The organism is Pelotomaculum terephthalicicum JT, from assembly GCF_022410535.1.
Classification (GTDB): domain Bacteria; phylum Bacillota; class Desulfotomaculia; order Desulfotomaculales; family Pelotomaculaceae; genus Pelotomaculum_D; species Pelotomaculum_D terephthalicicum.
The window spans coordinates 35,273-61,006 of the sequence record NZ_JAKNBL010000008.1 but is presented as its reverse complement, the minus strand read 5'-3'; the positions used below and the strand labels follow the sequence as shown (position 1 = coordinate 61,006).

Annotated in this window: 24 protein-coding genes and 1 pseudogene; 1 reads left to right on the top strand and 24 read right to left on the bottom strand. The window is 52.9% G+C overall.

The window, feature by feature from the left end; genetic code table 11:
• Positions 1 to 33: 33 nt before the first annotated feature.
• The 18 genes and pseudogenes from rpmE to L9W92_RS07460 form a co-directional block, all read right to left on the bottom strand.
• On the bottom strand, positions 34 to 237 hold the full coding sequence (gene rpmE, locus L9W92_RS07545) for a 50S ribosomal protein L31 (RefSeq protein WP_240083144.1): 204 nt from the start codon (positions 235 to 237) through the stop codon (positions 34 to 36).
• Positions 238 to 469: 232 nt separating this feature from the next.
• Positions 470 to 1,744 (bottom strand): radical SAM family protein, encoded by a 1,275-nt coding sequence (locus L9W92_RS07540; protein ID WP_240083143.1) that lies wholly within the window; start codon positions 1,742 to 1,744, stop codon positions 470 to 472.
• A gap of 141 nt (positions 1,745 to 1,885) precedes the next feature.
• On the bottom strand, positions 1,886 to 2,770 hold the full coding sequence (locus L9W92_RS07535; protein ID WP_240083142.1) for a peptidoglycan DD-metalloendopeptidase family protein: 885 nt from the start codon (positions 2,768 to 2,770) through the stop codon (positions 1,886 to 1,888).
• A 66-nt stretch (positions 2,771 to 2,836) separates the two neighbouring features.
• A complete protein-coding gene (gene rho, locus L9W92_RS07530) occupies positions 2,837 to 4,150 on the bottom strand; it encodes a transcription termination factor Rho (protein ID WP_240083141.1) in 1,314 nt (437 codons plus the stop codon).
• 155 nt (positions 4,151 to 4,305) lie between these two features.
• Positions 4,306 to 4,794 (bottom strand): DUF2062 domain-containing protein, encoded by a 489-nt coding sequence (locus tag L9W92_RS07525; protein ID WP_240083140.1) that lies wholly within the window; start codon positions 4,792 to 4,794, stop codon positions 4,306 to 4,308.
• Positions 4,795 to 4,823: 29 nt separating this feature from the next.
• Complete coding sequence (fsa, locus tag L9W92_RS07520) at positions 4,824 to 5,471, bottom strand: fructose-6-phosphate aldolase (protein ID WP_240083180.1); 648 nt, start codon at positions 5,469 to 5,471, stop codon at positions 4,824 to 4,826.
• A pseudogene (locus tag L9W92_RS07515) lies at positions 5,467 to 5,674 on the bottom strand (class II fructose-bisphosphate aldolase); the annotation flags it as partial. The pseudogene L9W92_RS07515 and the gene fsa, both read right to left, overlap by 5 nt.
• A gap of 3 nt (positions 5,675 to 5,677) precedes the next feature.
• Entirely contained in the window at positions 5,678 to 6,358 is a 681-nt protein-coding gene (locus L9W92_RS07510; RefSeq protein WP_240083139.1) for a hypothetical protein, read from the bottom strand.
• A 158-nt stretch (positions 6,359 to 6,516) separates the two neighbouring features.
• Positions 6,517 to 7,239 carry a Yip1 family protein gene (locus L9W92_RS07505; RefSeq protein ID WP_240083138.1) on the bottom strand — a complete coding sequence of 241 codons (723 nt, stop codon included), beginning with the start codon at positions 7,237 to 7,239 and terminating at the stop codon, positions 6,517 to 6,519.
• A gap of 151 nt (positions 7,240 to 7,390) precedes the next feature.
• A complete protein-coding gene (sppA, locus tag L9W92_RS07500) occupies positions 7,391 to 8,314 on the bottom strand; it encodes a signal peptide peptidase SppA (RefSeq protein WP_240083137.1) in 924 nt (307 codons plus the stop codon).
• Positions 8,315 to 8,496: 182 nt separating this feature from the next.
• A complete protein-coding gene (gene pyrG / locus L9W92_RS07495) occupies positions 8,497 to 10,107 on the bottom strand; it encodes a CTP synthase (RefSeq protein WP_240083136.1) in 1,611 nt (536 codons plus the stop codon).
• 101 nt (positions 10,108 to 10,208) lie between these two features.
• Positions 10,209 to 11,894 (bottom strand): arginine--tRNA ligase, encoded by a 1,686-nt coding sequence (gene argS / locus L9W92_RS07490; RefSeq protein WP_240083135.1) that lies wholly within the window; start codon positions 11,892 to 11,894, stop codon positions 10,209 to 10,211.
• Between the two features lie 402 nt (positions 11,895 to 12,296).
• Positions 12,297 to 13,643, bottom strand: coding sequence for an NADP-specific glutamate dehydrogenase (gene gdhA / locus L9W92_RS07485; RefSeq protein ID WP_240083134.1), 1,347 nt, complete (start codon positions 13,641 to 13,643; stop codon positions 12,297 to 12,299).
• 106 nt (positions 13,644 to 13,749) lie between these two features.
• Positions 13,750 to 15,075 carry a glutamine synthetase family protein gene (locus L9W92_RS07480; RefSeq protein WP_240083133.1) on the bottom strand — a complete coding sequence of 442 codons (1,326 nt, stop codon included), beginning with the start codon at positions 15,073 to 15,075 and terminating at the stop codon, positions 13,750 to 13,752.
• 276 nt (positions 15,076 to 15,351) lie between these two features.
• Positions 15,352 to 16,047 (bottom strand): response regulator transcription factor, encoded by a 696-nt coding sequence (locus L9W92_RS07475; RefSeq protein WP_240083132.1) that lies wholly within the window; start codon positions 16,045 to 16,047, stop codon positions 15,352 to 15,354.
• A 40-nt stretch (positions 16,048 to 16,087) separates the two neighbouring features.
• Positions 16,088 to 17,320, bottom strand: a complete 1,233-nt coding sequence (locus L9W92_RS07470) for a sensor histidine kinase (RefSeq protein WP_240083131.1) — start codon at positions 17,318 to 17,320, stop codon at positions 16,088 to 16,090.
• 245 nt (positions 17,321 to 17,565) lie between these two features.
• The gene (locus L9W92_RS07465; protein WP_240083179.1) at positions 17,566 to 18,792 is read right to left on the bottom strand and encodes an aminotransferase class I/II-fold pyridoxal phosphate-dependent enzyme; all 1,227 of its coding nucleotides are present in this window, start codon (positions 18,790 to 18,792) and stop codon (positions 17,566 to 17,568) included.
• Positions 18,793 to 18,815: 23 nt separating this feature from the next.
• Positions 18,816 to 19,295 carry an Lrp/AsnC family transcriptional regulator gene (locus tag L9W92_RS07460; RefSeq protein ID WP_240083130.1) on the bottom strand — a complete coding sequence of 160 codons (480 nt, stop codon included), beginning with the start codon at positions 19,293 to 19,295 and terminating at the stop codon, positions 18,816 to 18,818.
• Positions 19,296 to 19,442: 147 nt separating this feature from the next.
• On the opposite strand from L9W92_RS07460, the gene L9W92_RS07455 reads away from it, so the two are divergent.
• Positions 19,443 to 19,679: a hypothetical protein gene (locus L9W92_RS07455; RefSeq protein WP_240083129.1), complete on the top strand. Its 237-nt coding sequence runs from the start codon at positions 19,443 to 19,445 to the stop codon at positions 19,677 to 19,679.
• A 56-nt stretch (positions 19,680 to 19,735) separates the two neighbouring features.
• On the opposite strand, the gene ypeB is transcribed toward L9W92_RS07455, so the two are convergent.
• The 6 genes from ypeB to cwlD form a co-directional block, all read right to left on the bottom strand.
• Positions 19,736 to 21,097 carry a germination protein YpeB gene (ypeB, locus tag L9W92_RS07450; protein ID WP_240083128.1) on the bottom strand — a complete coding sequence of 454 codons (1,362 nt, stop codon included), beginning with the start codon at positions 21,095 to 21,097 and terminating at the stop codon, positions 19,736 to 19,738.
• Positions 21,098 to 21,110: 13 nt separating this feature from the next.
• Entirely contained in the window at positions 21,111 to 21,806 is a 696-nt protein-coding gene (gene sleB, locus L9W92_RS07445) for a spore cortex-lytic enzyme (protein ID WP_240083127.1), read from the bottom strand.
• 136 nt (positions 21,807 to 21,942) lie between these two features.
• Positions 21,943 to 22,437 carry a dTDP-4-dehydrorhamnose 3,5-epimerase family protein gene (locus L9W92_RS07440; RefSeq protein WP_240083126.1) on the bottom strand — a complete coding sequence of 165 codons (495 nt, stop codon included), beginning with the start codon at positions 22,435 to 22,437 and terminating at the stop codon, positions 21,943 to 21,945.
• Entirely contained in the window at positions 22,434 to 23,438 is a 1,005-nt protein-coding gene (rfbB, locus tag L9W92_RS07435; protein WP_240083125.1) for a dTDP-glucose 4,6-dehydratase, read from the bottom strand. The genes L9W92_RS07440 and rfbB overlap by 4 nt, the downstream gene beginning before the upstream one ends.
• 17 nt (positions 23,439 to 23,455) lie before the next feature.
• The gene (locus tag L9W92_RS07430; protein WP_240083124.1) at positions 23,456 to 24,523 is read right to left on the bottom strand and encodes a glucose-1-phosphate thymidylyltransferase; all 1,068 of its coding nucleotides are present in this window, start codon (positions 24,521 to 24,523) and stop codon (positions 23,456 to 23,458) included.
• A 240-nt stretch (positions 24,524 to 24,763) separates the two neighbouring features.
• Positions 24,764 to 25,567, bottom strand: a complete 804-nt coding sequence (gene cwlD, locus L9W92_RS07425) for an N-acetylmuramoyl-L-alanine amidase CwlD (RefSeq protein WP_240083178.1) — start codon at positions 25,565 to 25,567, stop codon at positions 24,764 to 24,766.
• Positions 25,568 to 25,734 lie beyond the last annotated feature (167 nt).

Here is a 25,734-nt window from a genome sequence, read left to right as displayed (position 1 = left end):
AGAAATAGCAGAGCGCCCGCCCTGCTACCTGTCCTACTTCGTCAAGCCGTATTTTTTACGGAAGCGCTCGGCTCTCCCGCCAGTATCTATGGTTCGTTGCGTTCCGGTGTAAAACGGGTGGCACTTTGAACAGATTTCCACCCGGATTTCCGGTTTGGTTGAGCCTGTTTCAAAGCTCTCGCCACAAACACAGGTCACCTTGGCTTTCCCATATTTCGGATGTATACCTTCTTTCATCGGGTTTCACCTCTTTTCCTAAATGGAGCATTGCTATTCAGGTATTCCAGAGTTCAGGAGTCAGAATTCAGAATATTTCAAGACAATAAACAACTCAGCTTATTACCATTTTCAGCATCTGATGGTGAAGCTAAGCTTCATGGGAGTCTGACTACTGAATACTGACTACGCTACTATAAAAATACACTTATTTATTGTAGCATATCGATCAGCCGCCTGCAAGAACAACCTGCTACCTTACCGGATGGCTGTAGCTGCCCACGCTCAGCCCCGGCACTTCTTCCAATGCCTCAAGCAGGCCCGTCACACCGATAATGTCGCCCCCGCCGCCGGGTAAACGCTCAAAAAGCCAGTCCGGGTCGATATTCAGGTTGCGCAGCTGAACCAGCTCCACTCCCGCTTCCCCGACAAAATCCACCAAAGCTTTTACTTCATCCGCCCGGTCGGTCAGGCCGGGCAAGACCAGCAAATTAAGGGAAGTGCAGACGCCGTGTGAGGCCGCCGCATCCAGTGAACGGCGAACATCGGGCAGGCCGTAGTCCCGCGGCCGGTAGTAAGCGTTGTAGGTATCCTCAAGGGCGCTGATCAAGCTGACCCGGATCGCATCCAGGCCGGCCCGGCAAATATCCTTTACACCGGCGGTATGCCCGCCGTTGCTGTTCATGTTAATCGTGCCCAGGCCGGTTGCCCCGCGAATAAGCCCGATCGCTTCCGCGATAATGCCCGCCGCCAGCGCCGGCTCTCCTTCACAGCCCTGCCCGAAACTAACGATGGCCCCTTCTCCCCCGTCCAGGTGAGGAACCGCCGCTTCGGCCACTTCCACGGGAGTGGGCCGGAATTTTATACGCGTCTGCGGCGAGGGGCAGCAGTCCGCCGGCTGCAGCGATATGCAGCCCAGGCAGCGGGCGTTGCAGGCGGGTGAAACCGGAAGCCCGCCCTCCCAGCGGCCGTAAAAAATATTTTGGGCGGTGAAACAATGATACTCCAGGGCACAATGCGCAAGATGGCTGAGAATGCGGTTTTCCGGCAATGACGCCAGCTTGCCGCGCACCCGCGCGGGGAGATCCGCGGTGTCGTAGTGCGCGGGGTTCCAGCGGTCGGGCTCGTCGGTGCGCCGCGCCGCCGCATAAAGCTCGCCGTTGCGGCAAGCCACGGCGGTGTAACCGAGCAAAGGCAGCGGCCGCTCTTGTTTGTGCCGCATATAAGAAGGCAGCAGGGTACGGGTATAACCCTGGGGAAGCAGGGCGCCAACCGCCCACGACCGCCCGTCCGCCCAGGGATTTTGCTCAAGGGTGGTAAACTGCCCCGCCCTGGTCAATCCCACCGGCGTTCCGCCGGGCACCAGCACCAGGGAGGCTCCTGAAGGCAGTTTTTCCATGTCTTCATCCACCAGTTCGACAAAACGGTCGCCGGTCCGGCCGGCGGCGCGCAGGGTGCGGTGGTCATAAAGCTGCCCGTCATCCCCGGCAAACAGCAGGTGGTACAATGCGATATCCCTCCGGTTCATTGACCGAGACTTTTTCCCATATCATATCTTGTGCAGGTAGCTATGTAAAGGGTCAGAACTGGTAAACCAGGCTGAAGATAATAAAGGGCTGTCCCCCAAAATGCTTTTTGGGGCAGCCCCTTTTGTGTTGCAAATTGATATTTAGCTGTAGTAACTCCCCCGCCCCAGCCACATCATCGGGTCAAGCGGGACACCGTTTTGCAGCACCTCCAGGTGCAGGTGGGGTCCGGTAGAACGGCCGGTGCTGCCGACCAGGGCGATAATGGTGTTGGTATCGACAATGCTTCCTTCATTTACAAGCAGTTTTGCACAGTGCCCGTAAAGCGTGCGCAATCCGTTGCCGTGATCGATAATCACCGCCAGCCCATAGGTTCCCCTCGGGCCGGCGAAGACCACCCTGCCGGAGGCGGCAGCCCGCATTGGGGTATTCTCCTCAGCGGCTATGTCAATGCCTTCGTGCGGCTTGCCGTCTCTGGTGCCGAAAGGCGAGGTAATCGTGCCTAACAGCGGCCAGGCCAACTGCTTTATCAGCGAGCCGGCAACGGGCAGAGCCGTTTCTTGGCTTATAGCGCCGCGCGGGATAACCAATTGTCTGCCGGCGACAATGCTGTTGACGTCCGGCAGTCCGTTCCGGGATGCAAGCGCGTTCACGTCTACCTTATACTGTTTCGCGATGCTCAGCAGCGTTTCCCCTGTCTGAATCTGGTGCACGATACTGTCGTCCGCGGGCATTTTGATCAGCTGGCCGGCGCGGATGCTGTCCGGGTCGGCCAGGCCATTTGCCGCTGCTAGAGCCTGCACGGACATCCTTTTTCCTCTGGCGATGCCGGAAAGGGTGTCACCGGGTTTTACCTCGTATATACTCTGGGTTGCGGCTGTGACAGCGGGCGGCGGCGTAACGTAAGGCGCTCCCTCAAGAATACGCTCGTCCAGGCGGGCGCCGGCCGGACAGACAGTCCACAGGACAGCCAGCAAGGTAATAGCCGCGCTTGCGACAAGCATCATTATTATATTTTTATGTTTCATAAAAATTCACCTCTTCAAAGCCATACAAAACTTAGTTTTGCCAGAAAAGGTGAATATTATACATGATTAAGTCCCGATGTTATAGTTATTCCTACGGGAGGGCTCAGCACGCCCGGCAGCGACCGCCTCGGCGCGCCGCAGGTGGCGGAAGGCGTGCAGCAAATCGCGGTTGGTCCTGGTCCGTTTGATTTGTTCCAGCAGCATTTCCATAGCTTCCAGCGAATTCGCGCCGCTGGTTGCCTTGCGAAACTGCCAGATCATCTCCAGTTCATCTTTTGACAGCAGCAATTCTTCCTTGCGCGTCCCCGACCGGTGCACATCGATAGCGGGGAAAACTCTTCTTTCCGCCAGACGCCTGTCCAGAATCAGTTCCATATTGCCGGTGCCTTTAAATTCTTCAAAGATCACGTCGTCCATCCGGCTGCCTGTTTCAATCAGGGCCGTGGCCAGAATCGTCAAACTGCCGCCTTCCTCGATATTGCGCGCCGCGCCGAAAAAACGTTTTGGCTTATGCAGCGAGGCGGGGTCCACACCGCCGGAAAGGGTGCGGCCGCTGGGCGGCACGATCAGGTTGTGGGCTCTCGCCAGGCGGGTAATACTGTCAAGAAGGATAACAACGTCATATTTATGCTCCACCAGACGTTTTACCCGTTCCAAAACCATATCCGCCACTTTCACATGGTTTTCCGGCGGCTCGTCAAAGGTCGAACTGACTACTTCACCGTTCACCGAACGCTCGATGTCGGTAACTTCCTCCGGCCGCTCATCTATTAACAGCACCATCAAGACAATTTCCGGGTGGTTTCTGGTAATACTATTGGCGATTTCTTTAAGGAGAATAGTCTTTCCTGCTTTGGGCGGGGATACAATCAGGCCACGCTGGCCTTTACCAATTGGGGATACTAAATCAATAATGCGGGTGGACAGTTTATCCGGTTCGGTTTCCAGGGTGATGCGCTCCATAGGGTAGAGGGGTGTCAGCCCGTCGAAATGAAACCTCTCCCCGGATTGCTCCGGGTCTATGCCGTTAACTTGTTCCACTCTCAACAGGGCAAAATACCGCTCGCTTTCCTTGGGTTTCCGCACCTGCCCGCCCACCAGATCACCGGTGCGCAAATCAAAACGTCTGATCTGGGAAGCGGATACATATATATCGTCATGACTGGGCAAATACTGCATGGGTCTAAGAAAACCGTAACCATCGGGCAGTATTTCCAGCACACCTTGCGCAAACAACAGGCCGTCTTTTTGGGTCTGGACTTTTAGAATTTCAAAGATCAACTCTTTTTTGCGTAATTTATAATATGCCGGCAGCTCAAGACCTTTGGCGATCTTATATAACTCAACCATGGTCTTGTTCTCAAGCTCGGAATAATTCAAAGGCACCCCTCCCGCTCAAGAGAAAATTATTTTTTTAACAACACCAGAATTCAGTAGTCAGCAATCAGAATATATCAATAAATAAACCGCTCTTTCATTCTGACTGCTGACTACTGACTCCTGTCTACTGATCTTATAACCAGGGCGGACACATTTTATACGGCCTTTCGTTGTTTCCTCTTCAGTAAATATTTCAATAAAAAATACACAGGCAAAGAAACCACCACAGCGTTAACCAGGCTGCCCACCAGAAACGGGTAGCCATGTTCAGCAATTCCCGACAATAAAACGCTAAACATACTATCACCGGCAATTTTAATGTCCGGTCCGCTTACCTCCCCCAGCAGGGCCTTTCCCGTCATCAGGTCCAAGGTAAAGAAAAACGGCACCGCCAGTTTAAAAAATACCACTGTGGCAACCGCCGCCACCGGGTTGCAACGGATCAGGCGGGCTACCAGATAAGAGAGCGGAATGCTGATGATTGGTATCGGGAGAAAATCAAAAGATAATCCCAAGGCTACACCACAGGCTATCTTCTGAGGTGAGTCCGGCAGTTCCATCATCTTGCGGTGATAGGCTTTAACCGCTTCCGCCAGCCTGGAAGCAATTTTTTTCTTGCAGTAAACATTACTCTCGGAAAACACGTATTACTCCTTCAGGTTAGTATCATCACTTATTTATTTTTTACAGTCTCCCAGTCTTCAAGGAATTTTTTAATACCGGCATCGGTCAAGGGGTGTTTGAGCATCTGCATAATTACTTTGTATGGAACCGTGGCAATATGAGAGCCGGCCTTTGCCGCAGCAGTGACGTGCACCGGGTGGCGGATGCTGGCGGCTATGATCTCGGTGGCTAGCGCATAGCGGTCGAATATATCAACTATGTCGCAGATCAGTTCAATTCCGTCCTGGCTGATATCATCCAAACGGCCTACAAACGGGCTGACGAAAGCAGCTCCGGCACGGGCGGCCAGGAGGGCCTGGTTGGCGGAAAAGATCAGGGTAACATTGGTGCGGACACCTTTTTCGGCCAATATACTGGTGGCTTTCAACCCTTCCGCAGTCATGGGGACTTTGATCACAATATTGGGGTGAATGGCGGACAATTCCAAAGCTTCCTCAACCATGGCCGACGCCTCTGTGCCGACTACCTCGGCGCTGATCGGCCCGTCGACAATTGCAGCAATCTCACGGACTACTTCGGCAAAATTACGGCCTTCCTTGGCGATTAATGACGGGTTGGTGGTAACACCGCAAATAACCCCGAGCGCGTATGCCTCCCTAATTTCTTCGACATTTGCCGTATCAATAAACAGCTTAATTTATAACACCTCCCTTCGGCGCTCTATCCGCGCTGCCCAGAACCCGGATCTTTTCACGGATTACCGCGACAGCCGCATCTCTGGCAGGGGCGAGGATCTTGCGGGGGGTCAATCTCCAGCGGGCTGGCCGCGAGTATATCATGAATTGCCGCGCAAAATGCCTCACGGATGTTAGTGTCGATATTGACCTTGCGCACTCCCAGGCGTTATGTCTCATTTCTTTTGCGCCGCGTTTTTTTTAACTTGCCTACGTTCGCCAGACTGTCAAGGCACTTAAATCCATGCCGCGCAAGTTCAATTGATTCAACCTGCTGAATTACGCTCAAATCCTCTTCTGTTTCCGCATAGACGATATTGATGCTGTCACAATTCTTACAGTGCAGCTCCAGCCTGTCCGAGAAAATATCCACTTCAATCTTGTAATTGCCGCACTGGCAAAACAATCCGCCGGCGCAGGCAATCTCATGCAGGCGGTTCAGCACTTCAAACATGATTTTTGAGTTGTGAAAGTAACTGTCATAGCCAAACTCGTCAAAAAAGTTTTCCAGTTCCTGCCCGTTGTTCATCATCATTTCGCTAATCTTGGACACAGGACCGATATTACCCACTACCAAGTCGGTCTCCAGGCAGGAAAGCCGGGTTACTTCCCCGGACCAAAGCGACTTTCCGGGAATTTCGAGAAGATGGCCGCTTTCACAAACCATGCAGGCCAGTTTTAGCAAATAGCTGGACCGGTTTTTGATAACTTCCATCTTGGTGGCGCCGCAGGAACAGTTGATGGAAACAGCTTTGCCCTTGGGGAAGGCAAACCGGGAAAAGTAATGAACATCCATTTTTCCGCACTCAGGGCAACGCATAGCCAACACGGCGTCTGTTGCTATCAGCATTGTTTACCCCCCCTAAAGAACTGATAAAACCCTTTCCTTCAAAACCTGTATATAGTTACTTCGACAACAGGAATAAAAGTCCTCTTTCTCCAAGGGAAATAAAATGCCGACTGCCCTAATGGCCGTCATTGCTCCAAATCCGGCGGACATATTATCTTTTAAAAGTAACCGGGGCCGTTCATTTCAAAGGGTACCGACACGGCAAGAGCTACCAGCGCCGCAATAATCAGCATCAGCAGAACCAGGAGAATCAGAAAAGGCGACATCACCACCAGAACCGACCGGCCTGCGGTCAAACCGTGCACCTGCTTCAGACCGATCACCAGCAGGACAACGCTCCATACCGCCGTGGCCAACCCCGCCAATACGATTATAACCAATCCACCCGTTCCCAGCCAGAAGGACAACAAGTTAACCGGAAACATAAAAATAGAAGGCAGCCCCGCCAGTCCCACGACCACGAAGACGCCCGTCGCAGCGCCCTTCCCGCCAAGCAGCTCTGCCGCAAGGTGAATGAAGGCGCTGTAGCCGAACCATTTTACATAGCCCCAAAGCAGGCCGAAGATCGCCCCCAAAGGCGCCAGCACCCGCGAGAAAGGCAGAATTTGCAAACCGGCGTCATAAAGACCTGCTGTCATTGCCCGTGAAACGGCAAGCAGCCCCACCGTCACGTCAGAAACACATAGAATGGTAAACACCAGTAAGGCAAGGCCAACCGGCGGCCTTCTCGCAACAGTTTCCATAGTTTTCACCGGGTCAAAAAGCACGCCGTAAACCAACTCTAAAAAGTCCGGACGGGACCCGCCGCCGGTGAAGTACTGTTCAGATTCCGGGCTTACATCCGTGACCATACTGTCTTCCCGGTTAATATCACCATCCAACAAAAAGCACCTCACTTTTTTAGGAGTCAGGAGAGACAAAAGACAATGGACAATGGGGACGGTTCTTATTGTTTGACATGGCCCCCCCAACAATGAGAACCGTCCCCATTGTCCCTTCATTGTCCCTTGTCCCACCCTGACTCCTGACCTGTTATCTCAACCCGTAAGAATAAGCTGACTCCCCTCCCGTAAAAGCCGGCATACCTTTGCCTGACAGGATGCTTTGCCAGCCACCGCCTAAAAAGTTTCGCCAGATACTGTTGGAACCGAGCTCGGCAATTGCCGGCTCACCTGATATTCCCGCCAGTTTGCCGGCCAGCAGCACCGCGTCGTGAAAATCGCCCAGTTGGTCAACCAGACCAATCTCCATGGCCTGCCGCCCGGTAAAGACCCTGCCGTCAGCCAGTTGTTTGACTTCTAAAACTTCCTTATGCCTGCCTTTTGCCACAGCATCAACAAATTGGTTGTAGATATCATCAATCATCGATTGAAAAATTGCCCTCTCCTCCGCCGTTGCCGGCCTGGAATAAGAACCCATATCCTTATAGGGGCCGCTTTTAAAAGTTTGCTCGCTGATTCCCAGCTTGTCATACAATCCCTCAAGGTTTGGCGTCTGCATTATGACTCCGATACTGCCGGTCATCGTGCCGGGATTGGCAACTATTTGATCTGTGCACGCGGCTACCCAGTAAGCGCCGGAAGCAGCCACGTCCCCCATTGAGGCCACTACTTTTTTGCCTGACTGCCTCAATCTTTCTATCTCCAACCCGATTTCCTGCGAGGCCGCCGGAGTACCGCCAGGGCTGTTCAGCCTTATTACCACGGCCCCTATCTCAGGCTCCCTGGCAGCCCTTCGCAGGGTGGCGGCTATTTCTTCCGCACTACAGCCGCTGCTTAAAAAACCGGTGCCGCTTTGGCCGGACGCAATGGCGCCGTCAATATAAATCACACCGACTTTACTTTTGTCAAAGCCGGTCTGCCGGGGCGACCTGTCTCCAGTGCGCAAGCCGAATGAGAGAATAACTGACAGCGCGACCAGTCCAAGAATAACGCCTGCGATTATTTTCCTGCTCAATACCAACCACCTCTTATAATCTCATGTTACCTTAGCATGCTGTTTTGCTTGGAAAACATGCACGCTTACGACAACAAATCCGCACGGGGGACTGCGGGCCGACAACGCAACTCAATTTCAGACCTCGCCTTGTGATAAAAAAGCTTTGGTTTTTACCCAAAGCTGCAAAAAATTCGCCGGGGTTATTTATTTCGCTCCGCAAACTTCCTGGCCGCCCCGATAAATTCTCTGAATAACGGGTGCGGCCGGTTGGGCCGGGATTTAAACTCGGGGTGAAACTGGGTGGCTACAAACCAGGGGTGGCCGGTCAGCTCAATTATCTCCACCAAATAGCCGTCAGGGCGCGTGCCGGTGAATACCAGGCCGCCCCGGGTGAAATCTTCCCGGTAGGCGTTGTTCATTTCATAACGGTGGCGGTGTCTTTCTTCAATTATTTCTTCCCGGTAGGCCTGCCGGGCCAGTGAGCCGGGCTGGAGCATGCACGGGTAGTGCCCCAGGCGCATGGTTCCCCCCATCTGGTCGAGTGTTTTTTGCTCCGGCAGCAGGTCAATGACCGGATAAGGCGTGTCAGGGTTAAACTCAATGCTGTTCGCCCCCTGCCAGTTCAACACATTGCGGGCAAACTCCACCACGGCAAGCTGCATTCCTAAGCAAAGGCCCAGGTACGGCACTTTTTTTTCCCGGGCATACCGGATGGCTTCGATCTTGCCCTCAATGCCGCGGTCTCCAAAACCGCCGGGCACCAGAACGCCGTCAACGTCAGCTAAAAAATCCTCGACTTTTGCCCGCTCAACTTCTTCTGAGTCGATCCATTTGATCTTAATCGCCGACTCATTATAAAAGCCCGCGTGACGCAGGGCTTCCGCGACGCTCAGGTAGGCGTCGGGCAGGGAGACGTATTTCCCCACCAGGCCTATGGTGGTAGTGTAGCGCAGGTTTTTCATCTTCACCACCATTTCCTGCCATTCGCTCAGATCCGGCGGGCCGGTGGAGATACCCAATTTGCCTAGGACAATATCAGCCAGGCCTTCTTCTTCAAGCATCAGGGGAACCTCATAAATAGACGGCGCGTCCACGGCCTGGATCACCGCGTCCTTGTCAATGTCGCAGAATAGCGCCAGTTTATCCTCCATTTCCTTGGAAAGCGGCCGCTCGCTGCGGCAGACAATCACATCCGGCTGGATGCCGATGCTTCTGAGTTCTTTGACGCTGTGCTGAGTGGGCTTGGTTTTCAGCTCGTTCGCCGCCCGCAGGTACGGAACCAGGGTAACATGGATATATACAACATTATTTTTGCCGAGATTGCCCTTCAACTGGCGGATTGCTTCCAAAAAGGGCAGCGATTCAATGTCGCCGACAGTCCCGCCGATTTCGGTTATGATAATATCGGCGCCCGATTCATCAGCCACACTGCGCACCCGCTCCTTAATTTCATTGGTGATATGCGGAATTACCTGCACCGTGCCGCCCAGGTAGTCGCCCCTGCGTTCCTTGTTTATAACTGACGAATATATTCCTCCGGTAGTGACGTTGCAGTTTCTGAAGATATTTATATCAATAAACCGCTCGTAGTGCCCAAGGTCAAGATCGGTTTCCGCGCCGTCCTCAGTGACAAAAACCTCTCCGTGCTGGTAAGGGCTCATGGTACCGGGATCAACGTTAATATACGGGTCCAGCTTCTGAATGGCTACCTTCAGCCCGCGGCATTTCAACAGACGCCCCAGGGAGGCGGCCGTAATTCCTTTTCCCAGCGAAGATACAACCCCGCCGGTAACAAAAATGAACTTGGCCATAAACTCCTCCTTATGTCTTCCCAAAACTATCTCTCCAAAACTACTCTCCCATTCTATTGCTACCGACAGGACCTGTCAACAGTGACCAATGGATTGCCTGCCTACATACGTTCCGGTGCGGCCAGCCCCAGGAGGTGCAAGGCGTTTTGCAGGGTAATCCGGGTGGCGTCCACCAGCACCAGGCGGGCGCCGGACAAGGCTTGATCCGCGGTAATCACCCGGTGGGCGTTATAAAAGCTGTGCAAGAGGCCGGCCAGTTCGTGGGCGTAGCGCGCGATGCGCTGCGGCGCGAGCCCCTTGGCGGCCGAGGCCACTTCGCCGGGAAAGTCCGCCAGCTTCCTCGCCAGGGCAAACTCACTCTCTTCTTGGAGCAGGTTAAAATCAACTTCAGCCGGGTCCGGCACTTTGCCGCCCTGTTCTTTGCACTGCCTCAGGATGCTGCAGATGCGGGCGTGGGCGTACTGGATGTAATAAACCGGGTTCTCGTTAGTTTCCGCTCTGGCCAAATCCAGGTCAAAATCCAAGTGGCTGTCGGAACTGCGCATAACGAAAAAGTAACGGGCGGCGTCCTTGCCGACTTCCTCCATCAGCTCTTCCAGGGTCACAAATTGCCCGCTCCGCTTGGACATGCGCACCAGTTCACCGCCCTTGTACAGGCGGACAAGCTGCATAATGACAACTTCCAGGGCTTCCGGGTCGCAACCCAGGGCGGCCACGGCGCCTTTCATGCGGGCCACGTGGCCGTGGTGGTCGGCGCCCCAGATATCGATCACCCGCTCGAAGCCCCGCTGAAACTTGTTCAGGTGATAGGCTATATCAGTCGCGAAATAGGTTGGTATGCCGTTAGAGCGCACCAGCACCTCGTCCTTTTCCGCGCCGAAGGCACTTGCCTTAAACCACAGGGCTTCTTCATGCTCATAAATATGCCCCTGCTCCCGCAATAATTTCAAGGTGTCCCCGACCGCCCCGGACTCATGCAGAAACCGCTCGGAAAACCAGACATCGTACCGGACGCCGAAATCCTCCAGCGCTCGCTTGATAGCCTCCAGTTTTTCGTTCAGCGCGTATTTCACCAGGGCGGCCCGCCGCTCCCCGGCCTCAGCCTTCAGGTACGCGTCTCCGTTGCGGTCAACAAAGCCGCGCACTGTGCCGATAAGGTCCTCTCCGTGATAGCCCTCTTCGGGAAACGGTACGTCCATACCCAACAGCTGCATATAGCGGGCTTCCAGGGAAGTGCCGAAGTTCTCGATCTGGTTGCCGGCATCGTTTATATAAAATTCGCGGGTAACAGAAAAACCCGCGAAGTCCAGAATCGAGGCAATACTGTCTCCCAACGCCGCCCCGCGGGCATTGCCCATGTGCAGCAAGCCGGTGGGGTTGGCGCTGACAAATTCCACCTGAACCCTTTTGCCCTTTCCTTCGTCCACGCGTCCGTAGTTTTCCCGCTGGGCAATAATCCTGGGAAGAATCTCGTAAACCCAGGCCGGTTTAAGGTAAAAATTAATAAAACCGGGGCCGGCGATTTCTACCCGTTCCACCCAGGTCCCGGTTAAGGAAAAGTTATTGACCAGCATCTCCGCTATTTTGCGCGGCGCCATACGGGCCGGCTTGGCCAGCAGCATGGCCAGGTTGGCGGCAAAATCACCGTGGTCTTTCTCACGGGGCACTTCCACCGTAAAGTCCGGCACTTGCTCAACCTTGACAGCCCCGCTGCTGCGGGCAGATTCCAGCGCTCCGGCCAGGGCTCCGGCCAGGCTGGCACTAATTTCTTCAACTATTCCGCCCATTTATATCATTAAACCTCCTTGACAGACACTATTTAGCCAATTCAGTAATTAGGTTAATACTTTGCACCGGCTCTGTCAAGTCAACATTGAGGCGGGAAATGGCTCTTCAACGCGATGAGATGCTCTGTAAAACACAAAAAATAAGCCCCGGCAATACCGGGGACGGCAAAAACTCCTGCTGAGTTTTGCCGGGCTGATGATAAATCGATTACTTTTTATCAAGCAGGCATTGCAATAATTTCTTTAAATCTCGCAGTTCTTTTTCAAGGACGGATAGCTTCTGGACAGCCTGACTCGGACTACAGTTTCCAAATTGGGCGCACTTTGCACAGGGGTCAATGTAGGCTAGCGGGCATTGCTCCATTATTCTGCCTCCTTTCCTTGTTGATTCTCTTGCTTTTTCTATACTACCCCCTGGGCCATCATGGCGTTGGCCACCTTGAGAAAACCAGCGATGTTCGCGCCTGTCACGAGGTTGCCCGCGCAGCCGTATTCCTTAGCCACCCGGCTGGTCCGGCGGTAAATGTTAATCATGATGTCCTTTAATTTGGCGTCCACTTCCTCAAATGTCCAGGAACACCGCATACTGTTCTGGGACATTTCCAGGGCTGAAGTGGCCACTCCGCCGGCGTTGGCTGCCTTTGCGGGCGCGAAAAGAATTTCATTATCCCGGAACACTTTTATCGCTTCCGGGGTGGAGGGCATGTTAGCGCCTTCAGCTACCGCGATAACCCCATTGGCGGCCATCTTCAAGGCCGATTCCGCGTCAATCTCATTCTGGGTGGCGCAGGGAAGGGCGATATCGCACTTAACCGACCAGATTCCCCGCGAACCTTCGTAATAATTTGCCGTGGGATGCTCATCAACATAAGACCTGATTCTTTTTCTTTCAACTTCTTTCAGCCTCTTCAAGGTATCCAGGCTAATCCCGCCGGAATCGTAAATATAACCGTTGGAATCGCTCATTGCCACCACGGTGGCGCCAAGCTGCCGGGCCTTTTCAAGCGCGTAAATAGCCACATTCCCGGAACCGGAAATAACTACTGTCTTATTAGCAAAGGATTGCCCTTTGGCCTTGAGCATCTCCTCAGCAAAGTAGACCAGGCCGTAACCGGTAGCCTCGGTTCTGGTCAAGCTGCCGCCGTAGGCCAGTCCTTTGCCTGTCAGCACTCCATTGTAAAGTCCCGTGCACTTCTTGTACTGACCGTACAGGTAACCTATTTCCCGGCCGCCGACTCCGATATCCCCGGCCGGCACATCCACGTCCGCCCCGATGTGCCGGTAAAGTTCCGCCATGAAACTTTGACAGAAACGCATGACCTCACCGTCCGACTTTCCTTTGGGATCGAAATCACTGCCGCCTTTACCTCCCCCGATGGGCAGGCCGGTCAGGGAGTTTTTAAATATCTGTTCAAATCCAAGGAATTTAATTATCCCGAGATTTACGGAAGGGTGAAAACGCAGACCACCCTTGTAAGGGCCGATGGCACTGTTGAACTGAACCCGGAAACCCCGGTTAACCTGTACCCGGCCGCTGTCGTCAACCCAGGGCACCCGGAAAATAATCTGCCGTTCCGGCTCCACTATTCTGCACAGGATACCCGATTCCACCAACTCTGGATGTCTTTCAATGGCCGGTTCCAAAGATTCGAGCACTTCCAAAACGGCCTGATGAAATTCCGGTTCGTTCGGATTTCTTTCAGCAACCTTCTCCACTATTTCGCTAACAACCTGGTGCGCTGATCCCACTAATATGCCTCCTTTTTATCTGTTTTATCTGCATTCTTTTTTCAGGCAAAAGCGGCGGGTATTCTACCGCTTTTGATCATCCGGACCCTCCCGAAAAAACCGGGGACTAGAAGAAAGAAAAATACTCCTGCAATTCCCATGGATGTACAAATGCTTGAAAGCGTTCCCACTCTTTACCCTTGGCCATGGCAAACCTCCGGTAGATATATTCGCCCAGCGTGTCCCTGGTCAGTTGATCAGAGGCCAGCTCCCGCAGTGCTTCCGCCAGGGTGCGGGGCAGGCATTCAACCCTAAAGCCCCGGTTCTGGTTCTCATCTATGCGCAAGGTATTTTCGGCCAGCGGCGGGGGCGGCTGAAGCTGCCGCTGCATACCGTGCAAACCTGCTTTTAAAATTACTGCCAGGGCCAAGTACGGGTTGCAGGCCGGATCAGGGTTTCTTACCTCCACCCTGATTTTCCGGTCATGGTGAGCAGCGACCCGGAGCACCGAATCACGGCTGCCCTCCGACCAGGCTATCTGCATGGGCGTCATGTCCCCGGTCACCAGCCTCTTATATGAGTTAATCAACGGATTGGTAATGGCTGTATTGGCCCGGGTATGGGCCAGTACCCCCCCGATGAAATGTCCGAGCTCCCGCTCAAGCGGCAATGGCTGCTCCGTATCGAGAGCAGGGCAGTTATCCTCGCGATGGGGAAACAGGTGCAGGTGCAGCGCCGAACCCGGTGCGCCGTTAAGCGGTTTGGGCATTAAGGAAGCGTGCAATCCGTGCCGCTGGGCAATAGTGCGCACAATGAACTTGAAGGTTACCAGTTTATCCGCAATAGCCAAGGCGTTATCCGGTTTCAAAGCAATTTCATGCTGGCCGGGCCCTGCCTCATGGTGGCTAAAGCCAATGTCGAACCCCATTTCTTCCAGGGTCAGCACGATATCACGCCGCGCATTTTCACCCGAATCAACCGGAGTCAGGTCGCAGAACCCGGCGCAATCGTGGGCATTGGTGGTTGGGTTTCCTCTGTCGTCGGTACAGAAAAGATAAAACTGCACCTCCGCGCCCACGTAAATTTTAATTCTCATCTGAGCGGCTTCACTCAACACTTTCTTTAAGACATTGCGTGAACAGCCCGAGTAAGGAGAACCGGCCGCATCAAACACATCGCAGATGAAGCGGGCCACGGCCCCTTCCCTGGGCCGCCAGGGAAACACCACAAAAGTGGCTGGGTCCGGCAAAAGGGTGATATCCTGCTCATGGTGATTTGTCACCCCATCCACAACCGAGCTGTCGAAGGAAATTCGGCCCGACAACACCCCTGCCAAATCCTCCGAAGTTACGGCGATATTTTTCAACACGCCAAAAGTATCGGTGAACTGCATGCGCAGGAATTTCACATGACTCTCTTTTGCCTTTTCTAAAACGTCTTCGCGAGTGAGCATTGGCCCCCCCCCCTTCCAAATTACCGGTATATTCATTACATTGCTTGCACTGTTTGCTCGAAATACCAAAAGATCATTATAATTGATTAACCATAAATAAATCATAAGAAAAATACCTAAAAAATAATAATTTAATAATACTTACCACCTTATTTTATTTGATGATTAATAAATAAATCATAAGAAAAAAGGCTAAAAAATAATAATTTCATAAAAAAACTCCGCCTTTTCCGGCAGAGTTGAATTATTGATTCCTTTTGCTGCAAGTTTGCTATACTATTCGCTTGCTAATTGGTAGCCGATACCGTGTTTACTGAGAATATATTTAGGTTTGTTCGGGTCATCCCCGACTTTTTTGCGCAAACTGCCAATATAGTTTCTCAAATATTGCAGCTCGTTGCGGTATTCCAGTCCCCATACCCACGTCAGCAAGTCCTCATGGGTAATTATTTTCCCCGCGTTGATGCCCAGATGATACAGGACCTGATATTCCGTGGCGGTGAGCCTCACTTCCTCACCCCCGACAAAGACCCGCCTTTGGGCAAAATTAATCACCAGGTCACCCGATGTGAAAGCAGGATGCTTCAGGGAATCACTTGATTGGCCGGCTCTCCTGAGAACCGCCTTGACACGGCGCAACAGCTCCTCAACGCTAAACGGTTTGGTTAAATAATCATCAGCCCCCACATCAAAACCAAGTATCCGGTCCTTTTCGCGGGCCCGGCCCGTGAGCATAATAACCGGGATATCGGAAAACTCGCGGATTCTCTTACATACTTCAAACCCGTTGAACGAACCGGGAAGCATTATATCCAAAATCACTAAATCGTAATTAGAAGCTTCCAGCATTTCTATAGCGGTTTTTCCGTCAACGGCTATACCCACCTCGTACCCGCTGGCCAACAGGTTGACTTTAACCAACCGTACCAGACGTGGTTCGTCATCCACTATCAATACTGTCTTTCGCTTCATTCCGAGCCCTCCTGTCACTCTTTTAAAGCAATAATTCAAATTATAGCTGTTTGGATACAACCGGCAGGGTAAAATAAAAAGTGGTTCCCTCGTTCAACTTGCTCTTCGCCCAGATCTTTCCGCCGTGACTAATCAATATTTGACGGGCCAACGGCAGTCCCAGCCCCATTCCTTTTTGATATTCCTGGATGCCGCTGCTGACCCGGAAAAACTTTTCAAACAGCCTGTTTAAATGCTCGTCGCCAATGCCAATCCCCTGATCGGCCACCGAAACAACTATTTCCCCGGCCGAAACCTTTCCTTCGATTGTAATTTGAGTGTTTTCCACGGAATACTTGACCGCGTTGTCTACGAGGTTGCGAAGCACCTGTTCAATCCTGATCGGATCAGCCTCCACAAACGGGAAATCTCCCGCAAACAACACTGTATACTGATGATTTTTATTTCTGTAGGACTGATCCCTGAGTATTTTGTTTACTATTTGGGGCAGTAAAACCGGTTCTTTTTTCAGCTCGATATCGCCTTTCCAGCTTAATGTGGAAGAATCCAGCAAGTTATTGATTAGACTCTCAATATGATCTGTTTCTTCAACAATAATATTGAGGAACTCTTTTTGAGCATCAGGATCCCAGGTTACGTCTTCCCGCAGCAAGGTTGTAACGTAACCCTTTATACAGGCCAGAGGCGTCCTTAAATCATGAGACAATCCGGCCAGCATCTCCGACCACATTTGCGCCACATCTTCGGAAGGCAGAAAATATGAGGCAACTTTTCCGGCGTTTTGGTCGACATCCAAGCTGCATTCGATTGCATGCGTAATCGCTTTAAGTATTTCCGCAACAGAAAAGGAGTTCAGCAGCAGCCCTTCTCCGCAGGCCATTAAAAAACCTTTCTTGCCTGCCATGGGGAAACAGGTTACTTTCTGATCAGGCTGGCCGTATTTTTCGACAGCTCTTTGTCTTACCGGGCAATCAAAAACATGGCATGGCGTACCCTGATTCGTTGCCGAATCTTGCTGAGAACACCAGAGGACATCAACATCTATATCAGTAGTATCAGCCCTGCTGTTTTTATCCTGACTGTTAAAATGCACTATGCAATGCTGCGCCAAAATTATCCCGACAGCGCACCCTTTAATCCCCAGGGTGCCGACAAGCCAGCCGGGCACCCATTTGTAATTACCATGCTCTTGCAGCAATTTACCCGTAAATTGAAGTATTTTTATAGGAATGTCAGCCGGGTAAGCGTCTTTTGCATAATTTTTTTCATTCATAATGCCTTACTCCTTGGCAGAGTTGTCCGTAATTTCCCGGATGCTAAATTTCTTGTCCGGGTTTGCCCGTTATTGCAGATACAACTCGATCAACTTCTCTGCCAAGTATACAATTTCCTCGAAAAAGGGACAAGAACAATTTGGATTACATATGTAATGTCAAAAAAAATAAAGCCGCCTTTTAAGCTGGCTTTATCGACATCTGCACATAATATTCTCATTCACAAGGGAGTTAAAAATATATCTTACACCGTCTGGCGCATTCCTTCCCCTTCATCCTGCTCAGGCTTTCTGAAAGAAGCGGTCAATACTTTCCCCCGCCCCAGCCGGCGCTTGACAAAGCTGCCCATCCTCTTTAGCGCCTCACCTAGATCTTCCAGGGAGGCCGCGTAGGCGCAGCGGACAAATCCCTCACCTTGTTCTCCGAAAGCGTTGCCCGGCACCACAAGCACTTTTTCCTCATTGAGCAACTGCACGGCGAACTCCTCCGACGTAAGTCCGGTGCTCCTGATGTCGGGAAAAGCGTAAAACGCGCCGCGCGGCTCGAAACACGGCAAGCCTATTTCACGAAAAGCATCCACGACCAGCCGCCGCCGGCGGTTATACATGTCAATCATTTTGCGCATTTCGCGCCGGCCGTTCTTCAGCGCCTCCAGGGCGGCAAGCTGGGCGGTAATCGGGGCGCATAACATGGTGTACTGGTGGATCTTGGTCATGGCTGAGATAAAATCGCCGTTGCCGGCCGCGTATCCGACACGCCAGCCGGTCATGGCGTAGGCCTTGGAGAACCCGTTCAGCAACACCGTGCGTTCACGCATGCCCGGCAGGGAAGAAACACAGGTGTGCTCTCCCACATAGGTCAGTTTGTCATAAACCTCATCGGAAATGACAACCAGGTTGTGCGCCGCCGCCACTTCCGCAATTTCCAGCAGGTTTTTCCTGTCAATGGTAGCGCCGGTGGGATTGTTCGGATAGCTCAGCACGAGAATTCTGGCTCTCGGAGTAATGGCCTTTTCGACTTGCTCAGCCGCCAACTGAAAGCCGTCTTCCACCGATGTTTTCAAGTATACCGGCCGGCCGCCGGCCAGAATGACGCAAGGCGCGTAGGAAACGTAGGAAGGCTGGGGAATCATTACCTCGTCTCCCGGCCGGAGCAGGGTACGCATGGCCAGGTCCAGCCCTTCGCTGACCCCGACCGTCACCAGCACTTCACTGCGCGGGTTATAGTCCACTTTGTAAGTGTCACGGATGTCCCGGGCAATCTCCTCGCGCAGTTCCAGCATCCCGTGGTTCGAGGTGTACATGGTGTAACCTTTTTCCAGCGAATATACACAAGCCTCCCGGATGTGCCATGGCGTCACGAAATCGGGCTCGCCCACACCCAGCGAAATAATGCCTTTCACCTCCGTAACCAGATCAAAAAAGCGCCTGATGCCGGAAGGCGGCAGGTCACGCACGGCGGGGTTAAGCATTCCCCTCCAGTCGGTTTGTAAAGTCACGGCATGATCACCTGCCTCCTGTCTTCTTCTTTGTCATCAATGATGACGCCGTGGTGCTTATACGTTTTCAGGACAAAATGGGTCGCTGTGCTGAGAACATACTCCATCGAAGCTAGTTTAAAGGAGACAAAATGAGCAACTTCCTTCATTGTGCCGCCTTCAATCATCACTATCAGGTCATAAGCGCCCGACATCAGCCTGACGCTCCGCACCTCGGGAAACCGGTAGATGCGCTCGGCCACGGCGTCAAAACCCACGTCCCGCTGCGGTGATATTTTTACTTCAATCACTGCGGAAACCTTCTCGGCTCCGAGTTTATCCCAGTCAACCAGGGTAAAATAACCTTGGATCAGTTTCTTTTCTTCCGACTCTTTAATAATCCGGGCGACTTCTTCCTCATCCCGTCCGAGCATGGTGGCAATTTGGCCGGCGGTGAGCCTGGCGTCGGATTCGAGAAGTTCCAGCACCTCTCTCAATCCATATCACTCCTTCGTGATGATCTGAGGATTGACCATGCAGCTTATGTTAGGCCGTAATCAAAAAGCCGCTTATCAGCAATCCTTTAAACAATAAAAAAAACCGCCCCCCAAAAGGGACGGGATCTTCTCGCGGTACCACCCTATTTGGCCGCATGCCTCACCCCTTTTCGGGATTTCTCATACAGCCCTCTCCTGCCGTTTAACGGCGGCAAGCCGGCGGCGGCTTATTCTCTCCCCCAAGGGAGGGATTTTTCACCCGCGGCATCCAGGGCGGCCCTGGCGCTTTCCTCCACCGGGCTTACACCATACCCCGGCTCGCTGGCGATTAACGGCGCCTTTCTTCCCCTTCATTGCCTTGCGTTTGCTTTGATAAATCCATAAAATTAAAGTTATATTAGCACAAACGCATTCAGGTGTCAACCGGAAAAACCAGACATTTACATGGTCAATGTGCCGCCAGGCGTTTCAATTAATTTTAAAACATTTTCCTCCCGCCCGGTGACAGCGTTAATATATATCAGGTAGGAATCCTCCCCCAATTTGCCGTGAAACTCATAAGCCAGTTTTTCATCTGAAACCCCAACCGGAATGAGCACAAGCTCTCCCCCGGATACATTCAGCCGCGGGTTTATCGCCGCGCGCGCGCGCTCGCGTGAAACGGCGGCTTCCGGCAGGGGGCGCTGCCTGTGGGACATCAAGTAACCCGAGGTTTCCGTTCCGGTAACCTCGCCGCTGTCCAAAGCAACAGTCACCTTCACCAAATCGGGATAAAGGGTAACGCCATTTTGCAGCGCCGCGCAGTTAAAAGTGACTGAGTTCCCGTGCTGCTGGAAATAAGTCGAGCGCATTTCCCCAAAACCACGGCCGGCCAGGAACTGCAGGGCTTTCCGCCGCGCTTCCTCAATGCTCACAGTCTGGCCGCCGACCGGCCGGGAATTCATCATCCAGATTACTTTGCCGCCCTGCCGGGACACATCCAGTACTGTCGCCGCGCCGTCCGGCCCGCCCACCCGGGTTACTTCCACCCGGTGAGCCGGAATGCGCCCGTTGGTTGTCCCGGTAACCCTGGCCTGGTAGTCGGCTCCATCCTGCTTGTCAATAAAAGCAAGCGCTCTTTGCTCCGCTTCCGGCGCGTCCACATCGCCCTGTCCGCTCAAATCCCGGGGTTCAGTGCGTTCCAGGTGCTCTGAATAAGGCCCGTCATAGATCAGCGCGGGGTAGCGCTGCATCTGTTTATCCATTGACTGAAAGTCAGTCGTGGCCAGATCATCCGGGTTTTTTTGCAGCTTGCCCCTAACCTGGCGCACCATTTCTCCAAAATAAAAATTGTTCTGAGCCATGCCGGCCTGCATTCCCTGCAGCTCACTGTTTAAAGCAGCCGCCTGCTGGTAAAGGCTGTTCAGGGTATCCCAGTGTTTGGTGTCAATAGCTTCGCCCTGGTTGATCTGCCGGGCCAGACTGTCGGCATAATCTCCCACCTGGCTCAAAAACTTGGCCGTGCGCCCGGCCAGCGCGTCGTTTAACGGCAGTTGGCCGAGGTTGGACTGGGCAAACGCCGCCTGCTGGCGAATATCCATCAACAGGGCGCTGTCCAGGCGCGGGTCAGAGGCAATCATGCTTTTTGACAGGAGCACTTCAACGCTTTGAGTCTGGCTTGCCAAATCGTAAAAAGCGCGCTGGTACTTATTGCTCAGATAATTCTCCAGTTTGCGGTTGGCCGTGTACTGGCTGTAGCCCCAGGAACCGGCCGCGGCCAAAGCCAGCAGGCCGATGACCGCCGCTAATATCCATTTTCTCATCAAACAACCCCCTTTACCGGGCAAAAACGTGGTTGCCAATTTGCGTGACAATATTTCTGCTCCATATCCACGGGTTTACGGACTTGCCCGGGTTCCAGAAAAAAAGCGCCCCGCCCGAGGGGTCATACCCACCCATGGCCATCTGGGCGGCCTGAACGGATTCCTCGCTTAAGGGCCGGTACGCCTGTCCGTTTTCAATCGACTCGAAAGCTTCCGGCTGAAAAATCACCTCACTGATTGAGTGCGGAAACGAAGCGCTTTTTGTCCGGTTTAATATAACCGCGCCTACAGCCACCTTGCCGAGCAGCGGCTCGTTCGCCGCCTCACCCTCAATCACCCGGGCCAGGAGAGTAACATCACCCCGGTCGGTGGCCGCGCCCCGGGAAACAGCCGGCGTCTCACTGGGAACGCTAAATCCGAGAGCGTCCCAGGTAGCCTGTCCCACGACACCGTCGGCAGGTATGCCGTTGTTTTGCTGGAAGTTAATGACTGCCTGAAAGGTGCCGTCACCGTAATACCCATCCTGGCTGCCGTTATAATACCCCCATTGGCTGAGCCGTTGCTGCACCCGAAAAACATCATCCCCGGCGCTTCCCCGGTACAAGCTGGGGTTTTGCGCCGCAGCCTGCCTTTCGTGCAGTGAAACCAGCCCTGCCGCCAGCGCCAGCAAGCAAGCCGCATAAATTATTAATTTTTTTTTCGAAAACAAACCCTTGCCGTTAATCGCTCATCACCCCCCTGGCAATCGATAATATTTTAATAATATTTTTTCTATTGTCCCCAATTTTATGTGGAAATGCCGGTATTTTTTCAAAAAAAAAGACCTTTCCAGAGGTCTGCCATTTCTACCTGTTTTTCGTGGTCCAGTCAAAGCCGATATCCGGATCATTCCAGGCCAGGCGCTTTTCGTCCGGTTTGCCCGGGTCATAAGAGGCTGTGGTAAAATAGATGATCAGGGCCGGCATGCTGCCGAGCACCCGGTAGCCGTGCGCCACCATTTTGGGAATAACCAGCAAGATTGGATTATCTTCACCCAGGTAAAAAACATTTGTCTCTCCTTTGGTTGGCGAATCTTCGCGCAGGTCGTGCAGAACAACCTGGGCGCTGCCAACCGGAAAGAACCACAAATCATCCTGGCGCTCATGATAATGGAAAGCTTTAACCACACCGGGGTATGTCCTGGACATCGACGCCTGGCCGAAACGGGACAGCAATTGGTCGTCGTCCCTTAATATTTCCATAAAAAAGCCGCGGTCATCGCAGTGTTTAACCAGTTTCTTTACCTGCACGTCCTTAATCATCAAGCTACGCTCCTCACCCGCCGCACCGGCCGGGCTCACCGGGCGGTATACATTTTTTCGTAATACTCCAGGTATTCGCCGGACTTAATTTTCCGCCACCATTTTTTATTGGCGCGGTACCAGCTGACGGTGTCCCGCAGCCCCCGCTCGAAAGTGTATACCGGCCGCCACCCCAGTTCTTCCTTAATCTTGGCGGCGTCAATGGCATAGCGGCGATCGTGGCCGGGTCTGTCCGGCACGTGTTTAATCAATGATTCCGGCTTGCCCAGTTCAGCCAGGATAAGGCGGATTATTTCTACGTTGGCCCGCTCGTTGTTGCCGCCGATGTTGTATATTTCCCCCGGCTTGCCCCGGTGCAGCACCAGATCCAGCGCCCCGCAGTGGTCCAGCACATGGAGCCAGTCCCGCACGTGCAGGCCGTCTCCATATAAAGGAAGCGGCCTGTCTTCCAGAGCGTTGGTGACCATCAAAGGAATCAGCTTCTCAGGAAACTGGTAAGGCCCATAGTTATTGGAGCAGCGGGTAATGCTCACCGGAACGCCGAAGGTGCGATGATAAGCCAGCGCGAGCAGATCAGCCGCCGCTTTGCTCGCGGAATAAGGGCTGCCGGGAGCCAGGGAGGTCTCTTCAGTGAAATATCCGTTTTCTCCCAACGAGCCGTAGACTTCATCGGTAGACACCTGCAGAAACCTCCTAATGCCATGCCTGCGGGCCGCCTCCAGCAACTCTTGCACCCCCAGGACATTGGTCCGCACGAAAACGCCGGCGTCTATTATACTGCGGTCGACATGGGTCTCCGCCGCGAAATTGACCACGGCGTCTATCCCCTGCGAGAAAATCTGCTCAAGACAGTTCCGGTCCGTGATATCACCGCGCACGAAGCTATAACCTGATTTTTCCGCAACATTGGTCAGGTTGTCAAGATTACCGGCATATGTTAGCGAATCAAGGTTAATTATCCGGTAATCATACCGGTCCAATAAGTACCTGATAAAATTGCTGCCGATAAACCCCGCCCCGCCTGTTACCAAAACTCTCATTTTCAGTCCCCCCGCGGCTATAATATGATTTCCGTGTCATCTCCGACGAACAGGCGGCAGGCGTGGCGGCCGGCGGCAGCGCGGCTGATCCGGGTATTGCCGCCGATCAGGCTGTCTTCAACCCGTTCCACGCCGGATAGCCGGCAGTTTTCCAGCACCACTGAATATTCCACCCCGACCTGATCAAGAACAGTGCCCTTGCCGACAGCCGTATAAGGGCCGATAAAAGAATCTTTGACCACGGCGTTTTCCCCGATCACCACCGGCCCGCGAATGACGCTGTTGGTTATTGCCGCGCCAGCGGCGATGTCAACCCTGCCGGAAATCTCACTGGCGGTGTCGACCGAACCGTCCACTTGGCGGACGGCGTATTCGTCCAAAACTACCCGGTTGGCTTCCAAAATGTCATCCTTCTTGCCGGTATCCAGCCACCAGCCTTCCAGCAGCCTGGCTTCCACCCGGTGACCGGCGTCAACCATCTGCTGAATGGCGTCGGTGATTTCCAGTTCTCCCCGCCAGGAGGGTTTGACCCTGTCTATGGCGGTATGTATCGCCCGGTTAAAAAGATAAATACCCACCAGAGCCAAGTCGCTGAGCGGCTCTTGGGGTTTTTCCACCAGCTTCAATACTTCTTGCCGGGACCCGAGCACCGCCACTCCGAACTGCCGGGGGTCTTTTACTTTCTTTAACTGAATAATGGAATCGCTGCGGCCGGCGCTAAATTCCCTGACCAGCGCGCCGACACCTCCCTGAATCAAGTTGTCGCCGAGGAACATCAGAAACGATGAATCACCCAGGAAGTTCCTGGCGATTTTTACCGCGTGCGCCAGCCCCGCCGGGTTTTCCTGGAGAATGTACGTGAGCACCGCGCCCCAACGCGAGCCGTCCCCCAGCGCCTCCTTGATATGGCCGCCGGTTTCCGGAGATATAATAATGCCGATATCTTTTATCCCGGCGCTGCTGACCTGCTCCAACACGAAGTTGATAATCGGCTTATTGGCTACCGGTATTAATTGTTTGGCAGTGGTATAAGTAAGCGGCCGGAGCCGGGTGCCGCGCCCGCCCGCGAGAATAAGCGCCTTCAACAAAACGACCTCCGAATTATTCAGGAGTCAGGAGTCAGAAATCAGGAGTCAGAATAAAAGAATGATTTTAGTCATTAAATATTCTGACTCCTGAAATTCTCAATATCTGCTTTATAGCAATAATTGTTCAGTAATCAGAAGAGAGAATGGTTTTTAGTCTTGAAATATTCTGAATTCTGAATTCTGAATACTGACTCCTGACTGCCTGCCTTATAGCAGTAATATATGCGAATATGCGGCTCAAGGTTCCCCTAACGGACCGGGAGTCTGTTCTTTGAACACCTTAATTACTTCTTCACTGTAATAGGGCGCGCCGGCTTCCGCCGCCGCGGCGAAATACCTGGCGATACCCGCGTAAATCGCCCGGCTCACCTTGCCCTGGTAGGCCGGATCCTGCAAAAGCCGGCTTTCACTTGCATTGGTAATGAAGCCGGTTTCCACCAGCACCGCCGGTATGGAAGTGTTCCTGGTTATGTAATAGTCAGCCTCTTTTGTTAAACGGTCGGTGTTTTTTAAAAAGTTGGTCAATTCGGACTGGATGATTTGACCGGCCCTCTTACTTTCAGAAAAACCAGGCTGGACGAAGGTCTGAGCCCCGCGCGGAGCTTCAGAGGAATGACTGTTGACATGAATGCTGATCAAGAGGTCCGCCTTATGTTCATTTGCCAGCGCCACCCTCTTTTTTAAATCTTCCTGTTTTTTTTCCAGCAAACTGGTTGTGCCGGGTTCACTCAGGTCGCTATCGGTCTCCCTGGTCATCAGCACTGTCGCCCCCGCCTGCTTGAGCTCAGCCGCCAGGCGCTTGCCAATCGCCAGATTAATGTCTTTTTCCATAACACCGTTTTTACCCACAACTCCCGGATCAAATCCCCCGTGGCCGGGATCCACGACAATCACCTTATCGACAACCGGCCAGGCCAAAACCGCCTGGGATTCCCGTGCCGCCCCGGCATCCAAATACATAGTCACGGGCAGCGCCAGGAACACTAAAAAGGCAGTGGCGAACAAATAGCGTTTATTGATTTTGAAAGCTTTTATAAACATTAAATGCAAAAAAATCCCCCCTAGGACAACTACCTTTTAAAAAGTATGCTGTCTAAGAGAGGATTATGAAAATTGGTTTGCATATTCGGGTATTCAGGAGCCAGGAGCCTGAATTCAGAATATTTCAGCCAAAAACCCAGTCTCTTATCCTCATTCCTGATTCCTAA